This window comes from Pantoea dispersa (assembly GCF_019890955.1).
In the GTDB taxonomy this organism is placed as follows: Bacteria; Pseudomonadota; Gammaproteobacteria; order Enterobacterales; family Enterobacteriaceae; genus Pantoea; species Pantoea dispersa.
Genome location: NZ_CP082347.1, coordinates 305,933 through 322,162, shown reverse-complemented (window position 1 = coordinate 322,162; position 16,230 = coordinate 305,933). Strand labels below are relative to the sequence as shown.

Here is a 16,230-nt window from a genome sequence, read left to right as displayed (position 1 = left end):
CTTAGCGGCTGGCCTGCCAGATACGTTGCTGATAGTCACGAATGGCGCGATCGGCACTGAACATGCCGCAACGCGCGGTATTGAGGATTGCGGCGCGCGTCCAGGCCTCAGGATCGGCCCACAGCGCTTCAACCTGCTGCTGCGCGTTGAGATAGTGGCGAAAATCAGCCAGTACCAGATAAGGATCGCCGCCTTGCGCGCCCAGGCTGTTGACCAGATCGCTGAACGCCGTGCGGTCGCCGTTACTGAAGGTGCCATCTTCCAGCGCGATCAGCGCGCGATCCAGCTGCGCGTCCTTACTGCGCCAGTTCAATGGCGAGTAACCGGCCTGTTTCAGCGCGCTGACCTGCTCTACGGTATGGCCAAAGATGAAGATATTCTCTTCACCGACCTGCTGCGCGATTTCAACGTTGGCCCCATCCAGCGTACCGATGGTGAGTGCGCCGTTCAGCGCCAGCTTCATATTGCCGGTACCGGATGCTTCTTTGCCCGCAGTAGAGATCTGTTCCGAGAGATCGGCGGCCGGGATCAGGCGCTCGGCAACCGACACGTTGTAATCAGGGATAAAGACAATTTTCAGCCGGTCGCCGACGCGCGCATCGTGGTTAATGGTCTCTGCTACTTTATTGATGGCGTAAATGATGTTTTTCGCCAGCGCATAACCCGGCGCCGCTTTGGCACCAAACAGCATCACGCGCGGAGCCAGATTGGCCTGCGGATCGCTGACCAGCGTTTGCCACAGCGCAATCATGTGCAGCAGCATCAGGTGCTGCCGTTTGTATTCGTGCAGCCGCTTGATTTGGACGTCAAACAGCGCATCAGGCTGCACCGCAATGCCGGTTCGGGCGGCGATCCACTCTGTCAGTGCCTGCTTGTTGTGCTGCTTAATGGCGCGATATTCGGCGCGGAAGGCGGCATCATCGGCGAATGGCGACAGATCCTGCAGCGCATCGAGATCGTTAAGCCACGGACGCTGCAGCGTTTTGTTGATCAGCGCCGCCAGCGCCGGATTGCACTGGTTGATCCAGCGACGCGGTGTGATGCCGTTGGTGACATTGTGAAACTTCTCCGGCCACAGCGCGTGATACTCGGGGAACAGGTCCTGTACCACCAGACGCGAGTGCAGCGCCGCCACGCCGTTGACTGCAAAGCTGCCGATCACGCACAGATTTGCCATGCGCAGTTGCTGATCGTGCACCAGCGCCAGTTTTGACCAGATCGCCTGATTGCCCGGCCAGCGCGCCTCAACCTGCTGTTTTAGCTGCGCATTGAGCGTATTGATGATCATCACATGGCGCGGCAGCAGGCTGCGCACCAGGCGCAGGTTCCAGCACTCCAGCGCTTCCGGCATCAGCGTGTGGTTGGTATAGGCGAAGGTGCGCTGAGTAATGCGCCAGGCGTCCTGCCAGCTGAGCCGGTGCTCATCCAGCAGCAGGCGCAACAGCTCCGGGATGGCCAGCGTTGGATGGGTATCGTTCAGCTGGATCACTTCATAATCCGCTAACGTTTCGATGGCTCGTCCCGCGGCCTGATGACGGCGCAGAATATCCGCCAGCGTACAGGCACACTGGAAATACTGCTGCATCAGACGCAGTTTTTTGCCGGCCTGATGGTTGTCATTCGGATAAAGCACTTTGGTCAGTTTTTCCGCCTCAATGCCTTGTTGTTCCGCACGCAGGAAATCGCCGTTGTTGAAACGCTGGAGATCAAACGGTCGGGCATGCTTTGCCTGCCACAGACGCAAGGGCTGCGTGATGCCGTTGCGGAAACCGACCACCGGCAGATCCCAGGCTTCACCCTGCACAACAAAAGCAGGCTGCCAGTGCGCCACGCCGTCAATGGTGGTCACGCTGCCGCCCAGTCCGACCTGCACGTCAAGCGCCGCGTTGTGGCGAAACCAGGGATAACGATCGCGCTGCCAGTCATCCGGCTGTTCGTGCTGCGCACCCCCGACAAAATGCTGGCGAAACAGGCCGTACTGGTAGTTCAGGCCATAGCCGAGCGCAGGCTGGCCGGTGGTCGCCATCGCATCGAGAAAACAGGCGGCCAGCCGTCCCAGACCGCCGTTGCCCAGTGCCGGATCGGTTTCACGCTCCAGCACGTCACTCAGCGTCACGCCTGCTGCGGCCAGCGTCGCTTTGACGCCGTCGTACCAGCCGAGATTCAGCAGATTGTTGCCGGTCAGCCTGCCCAGCAGAAACTCCATCGACAGATAATTAACGTGGCGCTGTCCGCCAGCGGCCGGCTGCACCGGTATATCCGCCAGCAGTTCGGCCAGCGCGCCGCTCAGCGCATGCCACCACTGGTCGGGGCTCATTTCCTGCGCATCCGGCAGGCCAAAACGTTGCCACTGGCGCACCAGCGCGGCAGAAAAACGGTCAGGGTCAAATGTGGGCAGTGCCATAGGGAAACTCCAGTCGAATAAATAGGGTTACAGGCAGTGTGACGCTGCCGCCAGGCGGCTACCTCCTCCTGTAAAAAATTCCACGGGGAGGACAGGGAGGGTGGAGAGGCTGAGGTAAATCTGAAAGCGCGGCAGGAGTGTGATAACACTCGCTTTTGTAAAGCGTAACTAATCAGTTCGCTTGCATTCAGTAACCGAATCTCCGAACGTGTATGACTATTAATTACGAAGCGTAAAAAAATGATGCGCTGAACGTTAACGGAGAAGCGTGCGCCCATGTTGATACCCTCAAAACTGAGTCGTCCCGTTCGTCCTGAAAGCACGGTTACCCGCGATCGTCTGCTGCAAAAGCTCAGCGCAGCGGCGAATTACCGGCTGGTGCTGATTGCCAGCCCGGCGGGCTACGGCAAAACCACGCTGGTATCGCAGTGGGCGGCTGATAAAAGCGAGCTGGGCTGGTATTCATTAGACGAGGGCGACAATCAGCCGGAGCGCTTCGCCGATTACCTGATCGCCGCGCTGCAGCAGGCTACCCGCGGCGCATGCAGCCGCAGCGAGACGCTGGCGCAAAAGCGTCAGTACGTGAACCTCAATGCGCTGTTCGCCCAGCTGTTTAATGAGCTGGCCGCGTGGCAGCAGCCGCTGTGGCTGATCATCGATGATTATCATCACATCACTAATCCCGCCGTGCATGAAGCGATGCGCTTTTTCCTGCGCCATCAGCCGGATAACCTGACGCTGGTGGTGCTGTCCCGCAATCTGCCGCAGTTGGGTATTGCTAACCTGCGCGTGCGTGAACAACTGCTGGAGCTGGGCAGCCAGCAGCTGGCCTTCACCCATCAGGAGGCGAAACAGTTCTTCGACTGCCGCCTGAGTGCGCCGCTCGCGCCGGATGAGAGCAACCGTCTGTGTGATGATGTAGCAGGTTGGGCGACCGCGTTACAGCTGATCGCACTGTCCACCCGTCAGGGCGCGGCATCGGCGCAGGACTCCGCTCGCCGGCTCTCCGGTATTAATGCCAGCCACCTTTCCGATTATCTGGTCGAGGAAGTGCTGGATAACGTCGATGCCGCCACGCGCCATTTTTTGCTGAAGAGCGCGTTATTGCAGTCGATGAATGATGCGCTGGTCGCCTGCGTGACCGGTGAAGACAACGGGCGCATGCGGCTGGAAGAAATTGAACGTCAGGGGCTGTTTATTCAGCGCATGGATGATTCAGGGCAGTGGTTCAGCTATCACCCGCTGTTCGGCAGCTTTTTGCGTCAGCGCTGCGAATGGGAGCTGGCCAGCGAGCTACCGGCCATTCACCGCGCGGCCGCGCAAAGCTGGATGGCGCAGGGTTTTCCCGGCGAGGCGATTCATCATGCGCTGGCGTCCGGCGATACCGATATGCTGCGCGACGTGCTGCTGCAGCATGCGTGGACGCTGTTCAACCGCAGTGAACTGGCGCTGCTGGAGCAGTCGCTGAATGCGCTGCCGTGGCGCACGCTGCTGGCCAGTCCGAAACTGGTACTGCTGCAGGCCTGGCTGATGCAGAGCCAGCATCGCTTTTCTGAAGTTAACCGGCTGCTGGCACGCTTTGAGGAAGGCTGCGACTGCGAAATTGACGCCGCGCTGCAGGGCGAATTCAATGCGGTGCGCGCGCAGGTGGCCATCAATCACGGCAACGCCGACGAAGCAGAGCGGCTGGCACGGCTGGCGCTGGAAACGCTGCCGGAAACGCGTCGCTACAGCCGCATTGTGGCCACTTCAGTGCACGGCGAAGTGATGCATTGCAAAGGCGATCTGACCAACTCGCTGGCGCTGATGCGGCAAACCGAACAGATGGCGCGCCGCGATGAAGCCTGGCACTACGCGCTGTGGAGTTTGATTCAGCAGAGCGAAATCCTGTTCGCGCAGGGCTTTTTACAATCAGCGTGGGAGATTCAGGAAAAAGCGTTTGTGCTGGTAAGTGAACAGCATCTGGCGAACATCCCGCTGCACGAGTTTTTACTGCGCATCCGTGCGCAGCTGATGTGGGCGTGGGGCCGGCTGGATGAGGCCGAACACGCCGCGCGCGCAGGCATCAAAGTCCTGAAAGGCTATCCGCCCCAGCAGCAAATCCAGTGCCTTGGGCTATTGATTCAGTGCTCGCTGGCACGCGGCAATCTGGATAATGCGCGCAGCTATCTCAGCCGGCTGGAAAACCTGATGAATAACGGCGTGCTGCACAGCGACTGGATTGCCAACGCCGACAAAGTGCGGCTGATCTACTGGCAGATGACGGGCGATGCGCAGAGCGCCAGCCACTGGATGCGCCATACCGATAAACCCGCCTTTGCCAACAATCATTTTTTGCAGGGCCAGTGGCGCAATGTGGCGCGGGCGCAGATTCTGCTGGGCAATCTCAGCCAGGCCGAAGTGATCCTCGATGAGCTGAATGAAAATGCGCATGCGCTGCGGCTGATGAGTGATTTAAACCGTAACCTGCTGCTGCTGAATCAAATCTACTGGCAAACCGCGCGCAAAGCGGAGGCGCAGCAGGCGCTGATCGAAGCGCTGAAGCTGGCACGCAGCACCGGCTTCGTCAGCCACTTCGTGATTGAGGGCGAAATGATGGCGCAGCAGCTGCGCCAGTTAATTCAGCTCAATACGCTGAGCGAACTCGATCAGCATCGGGCCCGGCGCATTCTCAGTGAGATCAATAAGTATCACCGGCATAAGTTTGCCCATTTCGATGAGGGCTTCGTCAGCCGGCTGCTGAACCACCCGGATGTGCCGGAGCTGATTCGCACCAGCCCGCTGACGCAACGCGAATGGCAGGTGCTGGGGCTGATCTATTCCGGCTACAGCAACGATCAGATCGCCGGCGAGCTGGACGTCGCGGCGACCACCATCAAAACCCATATCCGTAATCTGTACCAGAAGCTGGGCGTCACCCATCGCGCCGAAGCGATGCACCAGGCGCAGTCAATGCTGAAACTGATGGGCTACGTTTAAGGCAGAAGTCGTGTGGCGGTGGATGTCATTACCTCGCAGAGCGCGTTTAACGCTGGGCATGACTTGATATATGCATGAGGGAGTGAAATACTTGTAATGACATTTGTATGTACAAGAGGTGTAGGACATGGGCAGCATCAACCTGCGTATTGATGATGAACTCAAAGCACGTTCTTACGCTGCGCTTGAAAAAATGGGGGTGACTCCCTCTGAAGCGCTTCGTCTCATGCTTGAGTATATCGCCGAAAATGAACGTTTACCGTTCAAACAGACACTGCTGAGCGACGAAGATGCTGAGCTGGTCGAAATAGTGAAAGAGCGGCTTCGCAATCCTAAGCCAGTTCGTGTGACGCTGGATGACCTTTGATGGCCTATTTTCTGGATTTTGACGAGCGGGCACTAAAGGAATGGCGAAAGCTGGGCTCGACGGTACGTGAACAATTAAAAAAAAAGTTGGCTGAAGTACTTGAGGCACCCCGTATTGAAGCGAACAAGCTTCGCGGTATGCCTGACTGTTACAAAATAAAGCTCAGGTCTTCAGGTTATCGCCTTGTCTATCAGGTGATAGACGAGAAGGTGGTGGTTTTCGTGATTTCGGTTGGTAAAAGAGAACGCGCGGAGGTTTATAACGAGGCCGTGAAGCGCATTCTCTAAAACTAAGCCGGGTATTTCTGTTTCACCTTTGAAGTATCATTCTGCTTTAAGCTAACAGAGTCATCGTATTGCCACGGACTCTGCTCCAGACGCTCCCCGGCGTACACTGAACCACACCTCAGCGTTGTGCCGCAAGCTGGCGCGTCAGCCACGCATCCAGCTCGCTTTCCGGCAGCGGGCGCGCATAGAAGTAACCCTGCGCCTGATCGCAGCCGTACTCCGCCAGCGCGGCAACGGTGTCGACATTCTCTACGCCTTCAGCCAGTACGGTGTAATCCAGCTGTTTCAGCATGGTAATGATGCTGCGCGCGATAATCCGCGACGCGGTATCTGAGGCGATTTCGCTGATCAGCGCGCGATCAAGCTTGATCACATCCAGCGGCATCCGTCGCAGGTAGCCGATATTGCTGTAGCCGGTGCCAAAGTCATCCAGCGAGATGCCAAACCCACGCAGCTTCAGCATCTCCAGCCCCTGTAGCGCCGCGGGACTGTTAATAATCTGCTCGGTCTCCAGGCATTCAATGCCCAGCAGCGAGGTCGGCAGGCGGGCCTGCAGCATTTTCATTTCCAGCGCATCGGCAAAGCCGGGATCAGAGAAGTCGCGGCTGCTGATATTGATGGTCACTGGCAGCTGGAGGGGGCTGTGCTGCAGGCGTTTTAACCTGGCGATCGCCTTGTCGGTCACCCAGCTGGTTAAGGCACTGAGCAGCTCGGTCTGTTCCGCCAGCGGGATAAACAGATCGGGAGCGAGTTCGCCGCGCTGCGGATGCCGCCAGCGCACCAGTGCCTCCAGGCCAACGGGCCGGCCACTGTTCAGGCAGATCTTCGGCTGGAACGCCAGCCACAGGCCCTGATCCTGTTGCAGTGCCGCAGCCAGATCGTTCATCAGCAGAAAGTCCTGAGTGCGGCGCTGATCGGCCACCAGGCTGAAGCTCATGGCGGGCACCCGGTTGCCAATCGCCTCATGCAGGGCACTTACCGCCCGGCGCAGCACTTCCTGCGCGCGAAGTTCTGCTGGAATGAAAATGACTTCGCCGGTAAAGCAGGTGAGGGCGACAGAGATGCCCGCGTCCAAATCCGCGCTGATCCCTGCCAGGTTTTCTGCCACCGATGCGGCGGTCAGCGGGCTGTTGTCCATGGTGAGAATCGCAAAACGCCCGGTGGCGACGGTATAAATGATGTCGTCCGCACCGGGCTGCAGGCGCAAAGGCAGTAACGTGGTGACGTGCTTCAGCAGGCTTTCCACCGGCCCCATGCCCATGGAGCGCGCCAGTTCATAGGCGCGCGGCATATCAATGCAGTCGATCAGGATCAGCCGCTGCGGCGTCCGGTCCCCGATGGAGGCGAGACGCTGCAGGTCACGAATCAGGCGCTGGCGGTTAGGCAGTGCCGTGACCGGATCGGTGAAGCCGGCACAGTGCCACGCTTCGAGGAATGACATCACCAGATCGGCCAGCAGCTGTAATACCTTCACCTGATCAGCGTTGAATGAGTGTGGCGCGACGTCCGTGACGCACAGCGTGCCCAGCACATAGCCATCGCGATGTCTGAGCGGCACACCGGCGTAAAAGCGGATAAAAGGGGCACCGATGATCAGCGGATGGCGGGCAAAACGCGCATCCAGCAGGGTGTCGGAGATAACTACCGCGCCGTCACTGTCAACGGCGTGGCGGCACAGCGAGTCCTCGCGGGACGAGTGCTCCAGCGCAAAATTATGGGCGGCGCAGATATGCTGATGTTCATCATCCAGAACGGAGACAAAGCTACCTGGAATACCCAGTGCCTGACTGGTCAGCCGGACAAAGTTTTGCAATACGTCGTCACGGCTTTCGTCGCGACTGCGCAGCGCCTTCAATGCCCGTGCGCGGCGATCGTCGTCACCGTTGAAATTCATCAGCATAATTTCCTCCGCGCCGGCCTGGTTCCGGTGCGAAATTTAACAGCAAAAAGTTCAGTATGCGGCCTGCAACACCCTGCCGCTGGCGTGGTTAATAAGCGTAAATATTATAATGGTCTTTCTCATGGTAGGCTTAACACCGGCATCTGTCATTTTTATTTTCTTTAACGAAATTTTTAAGCAGCGACGATTCTGATAATTTATCGTATTATTTTTATCAGTCTGGCAATAACAGGTTACCTGACCTCTCTGCTAACTCTAATTAAGTAGAGCATGCAGGCCATTACTTCCTGAGAATGAAGGCATTATTAATTTCTGGCAGGGATGAGTCGGGTAATAATGCTGGCTTTCTAATAATTAATGAGCAAAATAATAGTATCGCTGCGTATTATTATCCTGATAAAAACGCACCTGCCGGTATATTTATTATCCCGGCTAATGTTATATAAGCGTATTGTTCAGTCCGCTCTGTCACCACAGACATCAGATTTCCCCCTCAAATTATTCCCCGTTAAGTAAACTCAGCAGGTGTAACACCGTTTTGGCTGGATGATTACGCCGCCAGGCAAAGGCAATGTCGGTGAACAGCGTATTGTTTTCAATGTCACGAAATACCAGCTGTGGATTGTTGACGCAGCACAGCGAAGCCGGCACCAGCGCAATCCCGCAGCCTGCGCCCACCATGCCGAGCGAGGAGGTAATCTGCGGAGCCTGCTGAAAGCGTGTTGCATCAAAGCCGGCGCGCAGACAGGCACTGACGATTAATTCGTACAGGCTGGGCGCCACCTCGCGCGGGAAAATAATCAGTGATTCTTCGGCCAGCTGCGTTAGCGCAACACTTTGCTGCTGGCTGAGCGCATGGCTGGCCGGCAGCGCCACTTTCATCTCCTCCGTGGCGATCACTTTCAGGTTAAACGCCTTACTGCTCTCACACGGCAGACGAATGAACGCCGCATCCAGCAAACCTTCCCCTAAGTCCTGCATCAGCAGCGCCATGTTCTCTTCCCGGGTGATGAGCTCCATCGCCGGGTAGCGCGTTTTGAAGGCGCGAATCAGATCAAACACCGGCGCGCCAAACGCCACCGAGCTGGCAAAACCCAGTGACATCTGGCCGCTCATGCCGCGCGCCACGCCGCGCGCCTTTTCCAGCGCCATATCGGCCAGCTGCACAATCGCTATTGCATCGGGCAGAAACGCGCGGCCCGCATCGGTCAGTTCCACGCCGCGCGTCAGGCGCTTCAGCAACGGCGTGCCGATCTCGTGCTCCAGCCGCTGGATTTGCTGGCTGAGCGGTGGCTGCGACATGCCCAGCAACTCGGCGGCGCGGGTAAAGTGCTGCGTTTCAGCAACGGCAACGAAATAACGCAGGTGGCGAAGTTCCATATCAAAAACGTCTCGAAGTTGGCAGTTTTCACTATTGGATTCTGTGAGCTATATAGCCCACCATGATATTAACACGGCTTAACTATCTGATTGTGAGGCAGCAAATGTGTAACTTTGTATCTGATTGTTCATGCGAAGATCAGCTAAAGGCATCCGTCACTCAACTGGGACAGCAATCACCAGAAAAGGTTATCTATCAGACCTCCCTGATGAGTGCGCTGCTCAATGGCGTCTATGACGGTTCAACCACCGTCGCGCAGCTGTTGCAGAAGGGCGATTTTGGCCTCGGCACGTTTAATCAGCTGGATGGTGAACTGGTGGCATTTGACCGGCAGGTTTATCAGCTGCGCGCCGATGGCAGCGCCAGCCCGGCACGGCCTGAACAACAAACCCCGTTCGCCGTGATGACCTTCTTTAAACCGGAACATCAGCACCGCTTTGCGCATACCGCCACGCGTGATGACGTCCATCAGGTGATTGATCGCATCATCACCTCCGATAACCATTTCTGCGCGCTGCGCCTGAGCGGTCGCTTTGCCTCGGTACAGACGCGCACCGTTCCCTGCCAGTGCCGCCCGTATCGCTCGATGCCGGAAGTGCTCGGCAATCAGCCCACCTTCGATTTTCGCCAGCGCGACGGTGAGCTGATTGGATTCCGCACGCCGCAATATATGCAGGGTATTAACGTCGCCGGCTATCACGAGCACTTCATCACCGACGACCGTCAGGGCGGCGGACATATCCTCGATTATGTGCTGGAGCAGGGCACGCTGACGTTTGGTGCCATCAGTAAGCTGGTGGTCGACCTGCCGCAGGATCGCGAGTTTTTACAGGCCGATCTTAATCCGCAGGATCTGGATGCCGCGATCCGTTCCGTCGAAAGTTAAGTGCAGAGGTGATCATGAAACAGCTTAAAACCCAGACGCTGTGGAACAGTGGCGCAGACCTGGTTGTCGCTCAGCTGGAAGCGCAGGGCGTAAACCATATTTTTGGCATTCCCGGTGCCAAAATCGACAAGGTGTTTGATTCGCTGGTGGACTCTTCCATTCAGCTGATTCCGGTGCGTCATGAGGCTAACGCGGCGTTTATGGCCGCGGCAATGGGCCGCCTGACCGGCCACGCCGGCGTAGCGCTGGTGACTTCCGGGCCTGGCTGCTCAAACCTGGTGACCGGCATGGCCACCGCCACCAGCGAAGGCGATCCGGTGGTGGCGATCGGCGGGGCGGTTAAGCGCTCTGACAGTGCCAAACAGGTGCATCAAAGCATGGATACGGTGGCGATGTTTCGCCCGGTGACCAAATTTGCCGTAGAAGTCACTGATGCCTCGGCGCTCGCGGAGTGCGTATCGAACGCGTTTCGCCATGCCGAAAACGGGCGCGGCGGCGCATCGTTCCTCAGTCTGCCTCAGGACATTGTTGACCAGCCGGTGTCAGGCAGCCTGTTACAGCGTTCAGGACACATCACGCTGGGCGCTGCGCCCGACGCGCTGGTGAATGCCGTAAGCCGCGAGATTGCGCGGGCGAAAAATCCGGTGATTCTGCTGGGCCTGATGGCCAGCCAGCCGGAGAACAGCGCGGCGATTCATGAACTGCTGAGCAAAAGCCGTATTCCGGTGACCAGCACCTATCAGGCGGCGGGCGCGGTGCGGCAGGAGCACTTCTCACGCTTTGCCGGCCGGGTTGGCCTGTTTAACAATCAGGCTGGTGACCGCCTGCTCCAGCAGGCGGATTTGATTATCACCATTGGTTACAGCCCGGTCGAGTATGAACCGGCCATGTGGAACAGCAGCAACGCCTTGCTGGTGCACATCGACGTGCTACCCGCCGAGACCGATAACCACTATCAACCCGACGCCGAACTGGTAGGTGATATCGCCGGTACGGTGCGCAAAATCGCCGCGCAAATCACGTCGCCGCTGCAGCTCAGCGACGCTGCCGCCACCATTCTGCAGGATCGCCAGCAACAGCGTCAGCTGCTGGCGATGCAGGGTGCCAGCCTCGATCAATTCGCCCTGCATCCGCTGCGTATCGTCCGGGCGATGCAGGACATCATTAACAGTGACGTCAGCCTGACGGTCGACATGGGCAGTTTTCATATCTGGATTGCCCGTTATCTTTACAGCTTCCGGGCACGGCAAATCATGATTTCCAACGGGCAGCAAACCATGGGCGTGGCGCTGCCGTGGGCGATTGGCGCCTGGCTGGTCGATCCGTCCCGTAAAGTGGTTTCGGTGTCGGGCGACGGCGGCTTTCTGCAATCCAGCATGGAGCTGGAAACTGCCGTCAGGTTAAAGGCCAATATTCTGCACATCATCTGGGTCGACAATGGCTATAACATGGTGGCGATTCAGGAAGAGAAGAAATACCAGCGCGTGTCCGGTGTGAACTTCGGGCCGGTGGATTTCAAAGCTTACGCGCAGGCGTTTGGTGCCGCTGGATTTTCGGTGAACAGCGCCGCTGAACTGGAACCCACGTTGCGGCGGGCGATGGAGGTGGAAGGACCGGCCGTGGTGGCCATCCCGGTAGATTACAGCGATAACCCGCTGTTGATGGGGCAGCTGCACCTCAGCCAGCTGCTTTGATCGGCTGTCTCCTGAGCCAGTCCGGACCGGCCGTCATCGTCACGGCGGTCCGGAATAATGCGCTATTTAGCACCTGGCTGGCCGTATTGGGTTAAAAGCTCTGCCAGTCCGCGTCCATGCCGTGCCCGGCGGCCACGGGTACAGCTGCCGGACGTTTCAGCGCGGAGACCGTTTTCGGGCGCTCAGCAGGTCGCGCGGATGCGGCCAGTGAAAACTGATTCACCAGGCCGGACAGGGTTTGCGCCTGATCCTGCAATGACGCGGATGCGGCAGAGGCCTCCTCTACCAGCGCCGCATTCTGCTGCGTGACATCATCCATCTGATTAATCGCCAGGTGCACCTGCGAGATGCCGGTGTTTTGCTCTTCGGCGGCGGCAGCGATTTCGCTTACCAGGTCATTCACCTGACGGAACGCGGTTTTCAGTCCTGTCATGTTCTCTTCCACCGCTTCGGCCTGGACCGCACCCGATTCCACCAGGCTGTAGGAGGTATCAATCAGCTGTTTGATCTCCCTGGCCGCTTGGGTCGAACGCTGCGAGAGATTGCGCACTTCACCCGCAACCACCGCAAAGCCCTTTCCGTGTTCGCCGGCGCGCGCCGCTTCGACAGCAGCATTCAGTGCCAGAATATTGGTCTGGAAGGCAATGCCTTCGATCAGCGTGACAATTTCGGTGATTTTTTTCGAGCTGGAGCGGATCTCCGCCATGGTGTTGAGCATATTGCCCAGCGACACCGCGCTGGCGTCTGAAAGTTCTGTCGCGTTACCGGCCAGACGATTAGCCTGCCGGGTATTGTCGGCCGTCTGACGCACGGTTTCGCTCAATTCCGCCATACTGGCCGCCGTCTGTTCCAGCGAGGCGGCCTGCTGTTCCGTCCGCGAGGAGAGATCTTCGTTGCCGGCGGCAATTTGTGCCGACGCCGAACTGACGGCGTGAGAAGCGGTACTGACCTGCGCCAGCGCGCTGCCAACCCGGTCAAGCAGCTGGTTAAAGGCGCGGGCCATGTTGCCGACTTCGTCTTTTTTGCTGTCATCGGCGGTGACGCTCAGATCAAGGCTGCTGCCAACGTGATCCATCACCTGACCAATCGCTTTCAGGCTCTGACGAATGCGCACCAGCGTTAACGCGGTGAGCGTACCCAGTAACAGCAGTGTCACCGCGACCCCGGCACTCAATCCCCAGAATGTGCGGTGATAGATCTCCTGGTTGACCACGCGCAAGCCGTCACCCAGCGACAAATTAAGCGCCATCTGCTGGCGATAATCATTTTTTAACTGGCTGATGGCGCCGCCAATACCGCTCTCGGCTTCCAGCATGCCGAGCGTGACGTCATCCTGATGAGCGTGTGAAGCAGCCAGAAAGGCCGGCAACCGTGATTCAACCACGCGCAGCGTCGCCAGGCCTTTAATGGTCATCTGCTTATCTTCGTCGCTGGAGATATCATTGGCTAAATAATATTCTGCCAGCGTTTTAATATCGGCCAGGCGCTGGGCGATCTCTTTCTCGACCGGCGGCATGCGCGCATTGTCAGTCTGGCTTTGATGTTTATACAGGGAGAGCGACAGTTTATTGCTGCGATCAATCAGTTCGGACAGATCGCGAATAGAGGGAATCGCATTGACCTGAACATATTCAAAGCGCTCCTGAAAACCGCCTAACAGTCGCACAGAAATAATGCCCGTCACCACCAGTGAAGCTGAGAGTAAAATGAAAGCCAGGGTAAGTCTTTGAGTAATATTCATCATATTGTTACCTGGTAAAAAGTTAAAAGGAATAAAGCGACAACCCACCGTACATCGGCAGGACCTCACAAAAGGTTATTTCAAAAATTATGAATAAATTAACTTTTCAGGATCATTAATTTTGAAGTAATTAAATAACTTTCAAAATGCGTGGCGTATTATTTTGCGCTAATTACCTGCTTCTTACGGTGGGCTATCCACTCACGATACTGGGCCGGCGTCATCGCCATCACCTGATGGAAGGCTTTACGAAAGGCGGTGTCTTCGCTGTAACCGCACTGCAAGGCGGTCTGACGCACGCTGATGTCGGTGCTGGCCAGAATGGTACAGGCCAGTTCAATGCGGATGCGGGTAATAAACTCTTTTGGCGTCTCCTGCGACAGGGCTTTCATTCTGCGCTGCAGGGTGCGCCCGGTAACGTTCAGTGCGGCTGCCAGCTGCGCGGCATTGATGGCAGGATTTTCCAGGCGGATGATCTCCTGCGCCCGCACCAGAAACGGCGTGCTGCTTTTCCCCGTACCCGGCGAGCCGGGAAGGTGGGTGTGCAGCACAGGGTTATCGGCCAGCGACATCTCCCGGGTGAGATCCGCCACCGCCTTGCCGGCGCTTTTTTCAATGATATACAGGGCCAGCGATATCCACGAAAAACAGCCGCCGCTGGTAATGACGCGATCGTCTTCCTCCAGCGTCTTGCCTTTCGCCAGTCGCGCCTGCGGATAGCGCGCCTGCAACATATGGCTGACCCACCAGGTGGTGGTAAAGGAACGGTCATTCAGCAAACCCGCCTCGCCAAGGATCACGCCACCGGTGCCCGCAGCAGCCACCCAGACACCCTGCTGATAGAGTTTGTTAAACCAGCCAGCAGCCTGACGGATACTGTCAAGGTTGATCGGTTGCAGGTCGGGCCCCAGCAACATGCCGGGCGCAATCACCACATCAACCGCACCGGCCCCCTGAAATGAGCTGTCGATGTGAATCAGGCGGCCTTCCGTATCCCACACCGGGTCACCGTTGGCGCTGACAATCAGCGTTTCAAAAGCTTTATCGGGAAAGCGTGCGGCGTGCACGGGGGAAGAGGCAATCGCTTTGTTGGTTATCCAGAAAAGGTCGGTCATTCCGGCAACGGCGGACAGTACGCTGCCTTCCAGGGCGAGTATGGCGATACGCATAAGGGGTTTCCTGTGTTCAGATTGTCGTGATTTGCGTGAAAAATGTGACATTTTCCGCCGCTGAAGCTTTGTGGCCTCAATAGCGGACTCTTATTTTATCTGGCCCTGGCGGTTGTCATCGGAAAAGAAACCGGCAATAAGCGGATATCAGACCAGCAGGGAAACGAAAAGGGCGCGTGGATGAGGCGATGGGATTGGGCAAAGTCGCGGTGTGTGACAGACAACAGGGCGTGTAGCCAGCGCCACTTTCTTCGTGGCGCTGGTGCTGACGTTAGCTGAATCTTTCCGGGCGGAAGGTCGCCAGCATCGGGTGTTTAACGCCGGTGAGTATCTCCTGCGCCAGTATCTCACCGAGGATCAATGCCAGCGTGGCGCCGGAATGGGTGAAGACAACAAAACAGCCGGGAACCTGCTGCAGCTCACCGACCACCGGTTCGCCATCGCCAGGAATCGGCTTGAGACCGATTTTCCAGCTGCTGGCTTTCAGCGGCGCGCCGTCAGCGATCAGGTTACCCGCTTCCGCCATCAGCTGGTTAATGACTGCGGTATCAATGCTGTACTGCCCGTCGGCCTGCGCGACGATGTGCTCTTCATACCAGTCGTGATCGACGGCGATGGTGTTGCCGGGATTAGGCCGGACCGCCGCGCGCGGCGTATTCATTACCACCTGCAGCCGGTGATCGCCGGGCTGGCTGGTTACCAGCATAGAGACCGGAGAACCGTTGGGGATGTGCACGCCGAGCGGGGCAACCACGTCCGGCGTCCACGGGCCACACGCTACCAGTACGCGATCGGCCAGCAGCTCACCGCGTTTTTCGCTGCGAATGCCGCTGGCCCGGCCGTCTTTGGTGATCACGCTGGCTTTACCGGCGTGCTCAATGATCTCTCCGCCCAGCGCGCGCAATGCCTGAACCAGATGCTCAACCAGATGCGGCAGGCTGACCCAGCCTTCACCGGGGTTGGCAATCGCCACCTGACTCAGGCTGGCCGGATTCACCTGTGCATCGACATCACCGACCGTGGCGCGATTGATCAGCTTTGAGTCGTAGCCCTGCGCTTTTTCATAGTGATGACGCGCTTTGGTGCCCGCGTCATCGTCTGCGGCCCAATAAATCGCGCCGTCGAAGCGCAGCCAGTCGAGCTGCGGATGGCGGGCAAACAGCGTGCGATAGCGGTCAATGCCCGCCATGCGCAGCGCATGGTAAGGCTGCGAACGCTCGCCCGCGGAGTTGAGCCAGGAGAGGGATCGGCCGGTGGCGCCGGAGCAGAGTGCCGCTTCCGTCACCAGCGTGACCTGCGCGCCCGCCTGCGCCAGCTGCCAGGCGGTTGAGACGCCGAGGATGCCGCCACCCAGCACGATGACGGTTTTTACCACGGTTTTGTCAGACATCATTCATTCCTTCTGTTAAAAAATGTTCGCCC

At 57.9% G+C, this 16,230-nt stretch carries 11 protein-coding genes; 5 read left to right on the top strand and 6 right to left on the bottom strand.

The window, feature by feature from the left end; genetic code table 11:
• Position 1 precedes the first annotated feature (1 nt).
• Positions 2–2,404 (bottom strand): maltodextrin phosphorylase, encoded by a 2,403-nt coding sequence (malP, locus tag K7H94_RS20170; protein ID WP_222952366.1) that lies wholly within the window; start codon positions 2,402–2,404, stop codon positions 2–4.
• Between the two features lie 276 nt (positions 2,405–2,680).
• On the opposite strand from malP, the gene malT reads away from it, so the two are divergent.
• The 3 genes from malT to K7H94_RS20155 all read left to right on the top strand — a co-directional run bounded on the left by malT (position 2,681) and on the right by K7H94_RS20155 (position 6,037).
• Positions 2,681–5,383, top strand: coding sequence for an HTH-type transcriptional regulator MalT (malT, locus tag K7H94_RS20165; protein WP_222952365.1), 2,703 nt, complete (start codon positions 2,681–2,683; stop codon positions 5,381–5,383).
• A 127-nt stretch (positions 5,384–5,510) separates the two neighbouring features.
• Positions 5,511–5,750, top strand: a complete 240-nt coding sequence (gene relB, locus K7H94_RS20160; protein ID WP_058759167.1) for a type II toxin-antitoxin system antitoxin RelB — start codon at positions 5,511–5,513, stop codon at positions 5,748–5,750.
• Positions 5,750–6,037 carry a type II toxin-antitoxin system RelE family toxin gene (locus K7H94_RS20155; protein ID WP_021509424.1) on the top strand — a complete coding sequence of 96 codons (288 nt, stop codon included), beginning with the start codon at positions 5,750–5,752 and terminating at the stop codon, positions 6,035–6,037. The genes relB and K7H94_RS20155 overlap by 1 nt, the downstream gene beginning before the upstream one ends.
• A 118-nt stretch (positions 6,038–6,155) precedes the next feature.
• Here K7H94_RS20155 and K7H94_RS20150 read toward each other — a convergent pair whose 3' ends face one another.
• Together K7H94_RS20150 and K7H94_RS20145 are read right to left on the bottom strand one after the other, a co-directional pair.
• The gene (locus K7H94_RS20150; RefSeq protein ID WP_222952364.1) at positions 6,156–7,937 is read right to left on the bottom strand and encodes a bifunctional diguanylate cyclase/phosphodiesterase; all 1,782 of its coding nucleotides are present in this window, start codon (positions 7,935–7,937) and stop codon (positions 6,156–6,158) included.
• Between the two features lie 498 nt (positions 7,938–8,435).
• Positions 8,436–9,317, bottom strand: coding sequence for a LysR family transcriptional regulator (locus tag K7H94_RS20145; RefSeq protein ID WP_150059021.1), 882 nt, complete (start codon positions 9,315–9,317; stop codon positions 8,436–8,438).
• 104 nt (positions 9,318–9,421) lie between these two features.
• Here K7H94_RS20145 and budA point away from each other — a divergent pair, with 104 nt between their 5' ends.
• On the top strand, positions 9,422–10,204 hold the full coding sequence (budA, locus tag K7H94_RS20140) for an acetolactate decarboxylase (RefSeq protein WP_031280091.1): 783 nt from the start codon (positions 9,422–9,424) through the stop codon (positions 10,202–10,204).
• Positions 10,205–10,218: 14 nt separating this feature from the next.
• Entirely contained in the window at positions 10,219–11,898 is a 1,680-nt protein-coding gene (alsS, locus tag K7H94_RS20135) for an acetolactate synthase AlsS (RefSeq protein ID WP_021509428.1), read from the top strand.
• A 91-nt stretch (positions 11,899–11,989) separates the two neighbouring features.
• Here the strand turns inward: alsS and K7H94_RS20130 are convergent, their stop codons facing one another.
• The 3 genes from K7H94_RS20130 to K7H94_RS20120 all read right to left on the bottom strand — a co-directional run bounded on the left by K7H94_RS20130 (position 11,990) and on the right by K7H94_RS20120 (position 16,198).
• Positions 11,990–13,639, bottom strand: coding sequence for a methyl-accepting chemotaxis protein (locus K7H94_RS20130; protein ID WP_222952391.1), 1,650 nt, complete (start codon positions 13,637–13,639; stop codon positions 11,990–11,992).
• A gap of 158 nt (positions 13,640–13,797) precedes the next feature.
• Positions 13,798–14,808 (bottom strand): GlxA family transcriptional regulator, encoded by a 1,011-nt coding sequence (locus tag K7H94_RS20125; protein WP_141496004.1) that lies wholly within the window; start codon positions 14,806–14,808, stop codon positions 13,798–13,800.
• A gap of 271 nt (positions 14,809–15,079) precedes the next feature.
• The gene (locus K7H94_RS20120) at positions 15,080–16,198 is read right to left on the bottom strand and encodes an NAD(P)/FAD-dependent oxidoreductase (RefSeq protein ID WP_222952390.1); all 1,119 of its coding nucleotides are present in this window, start codon (positions 16,196–16,198) and stop codon (positions 15,080–15,082) included.
• Positions 16,199–16,230 lie beyond the last annotated feature (32 nt).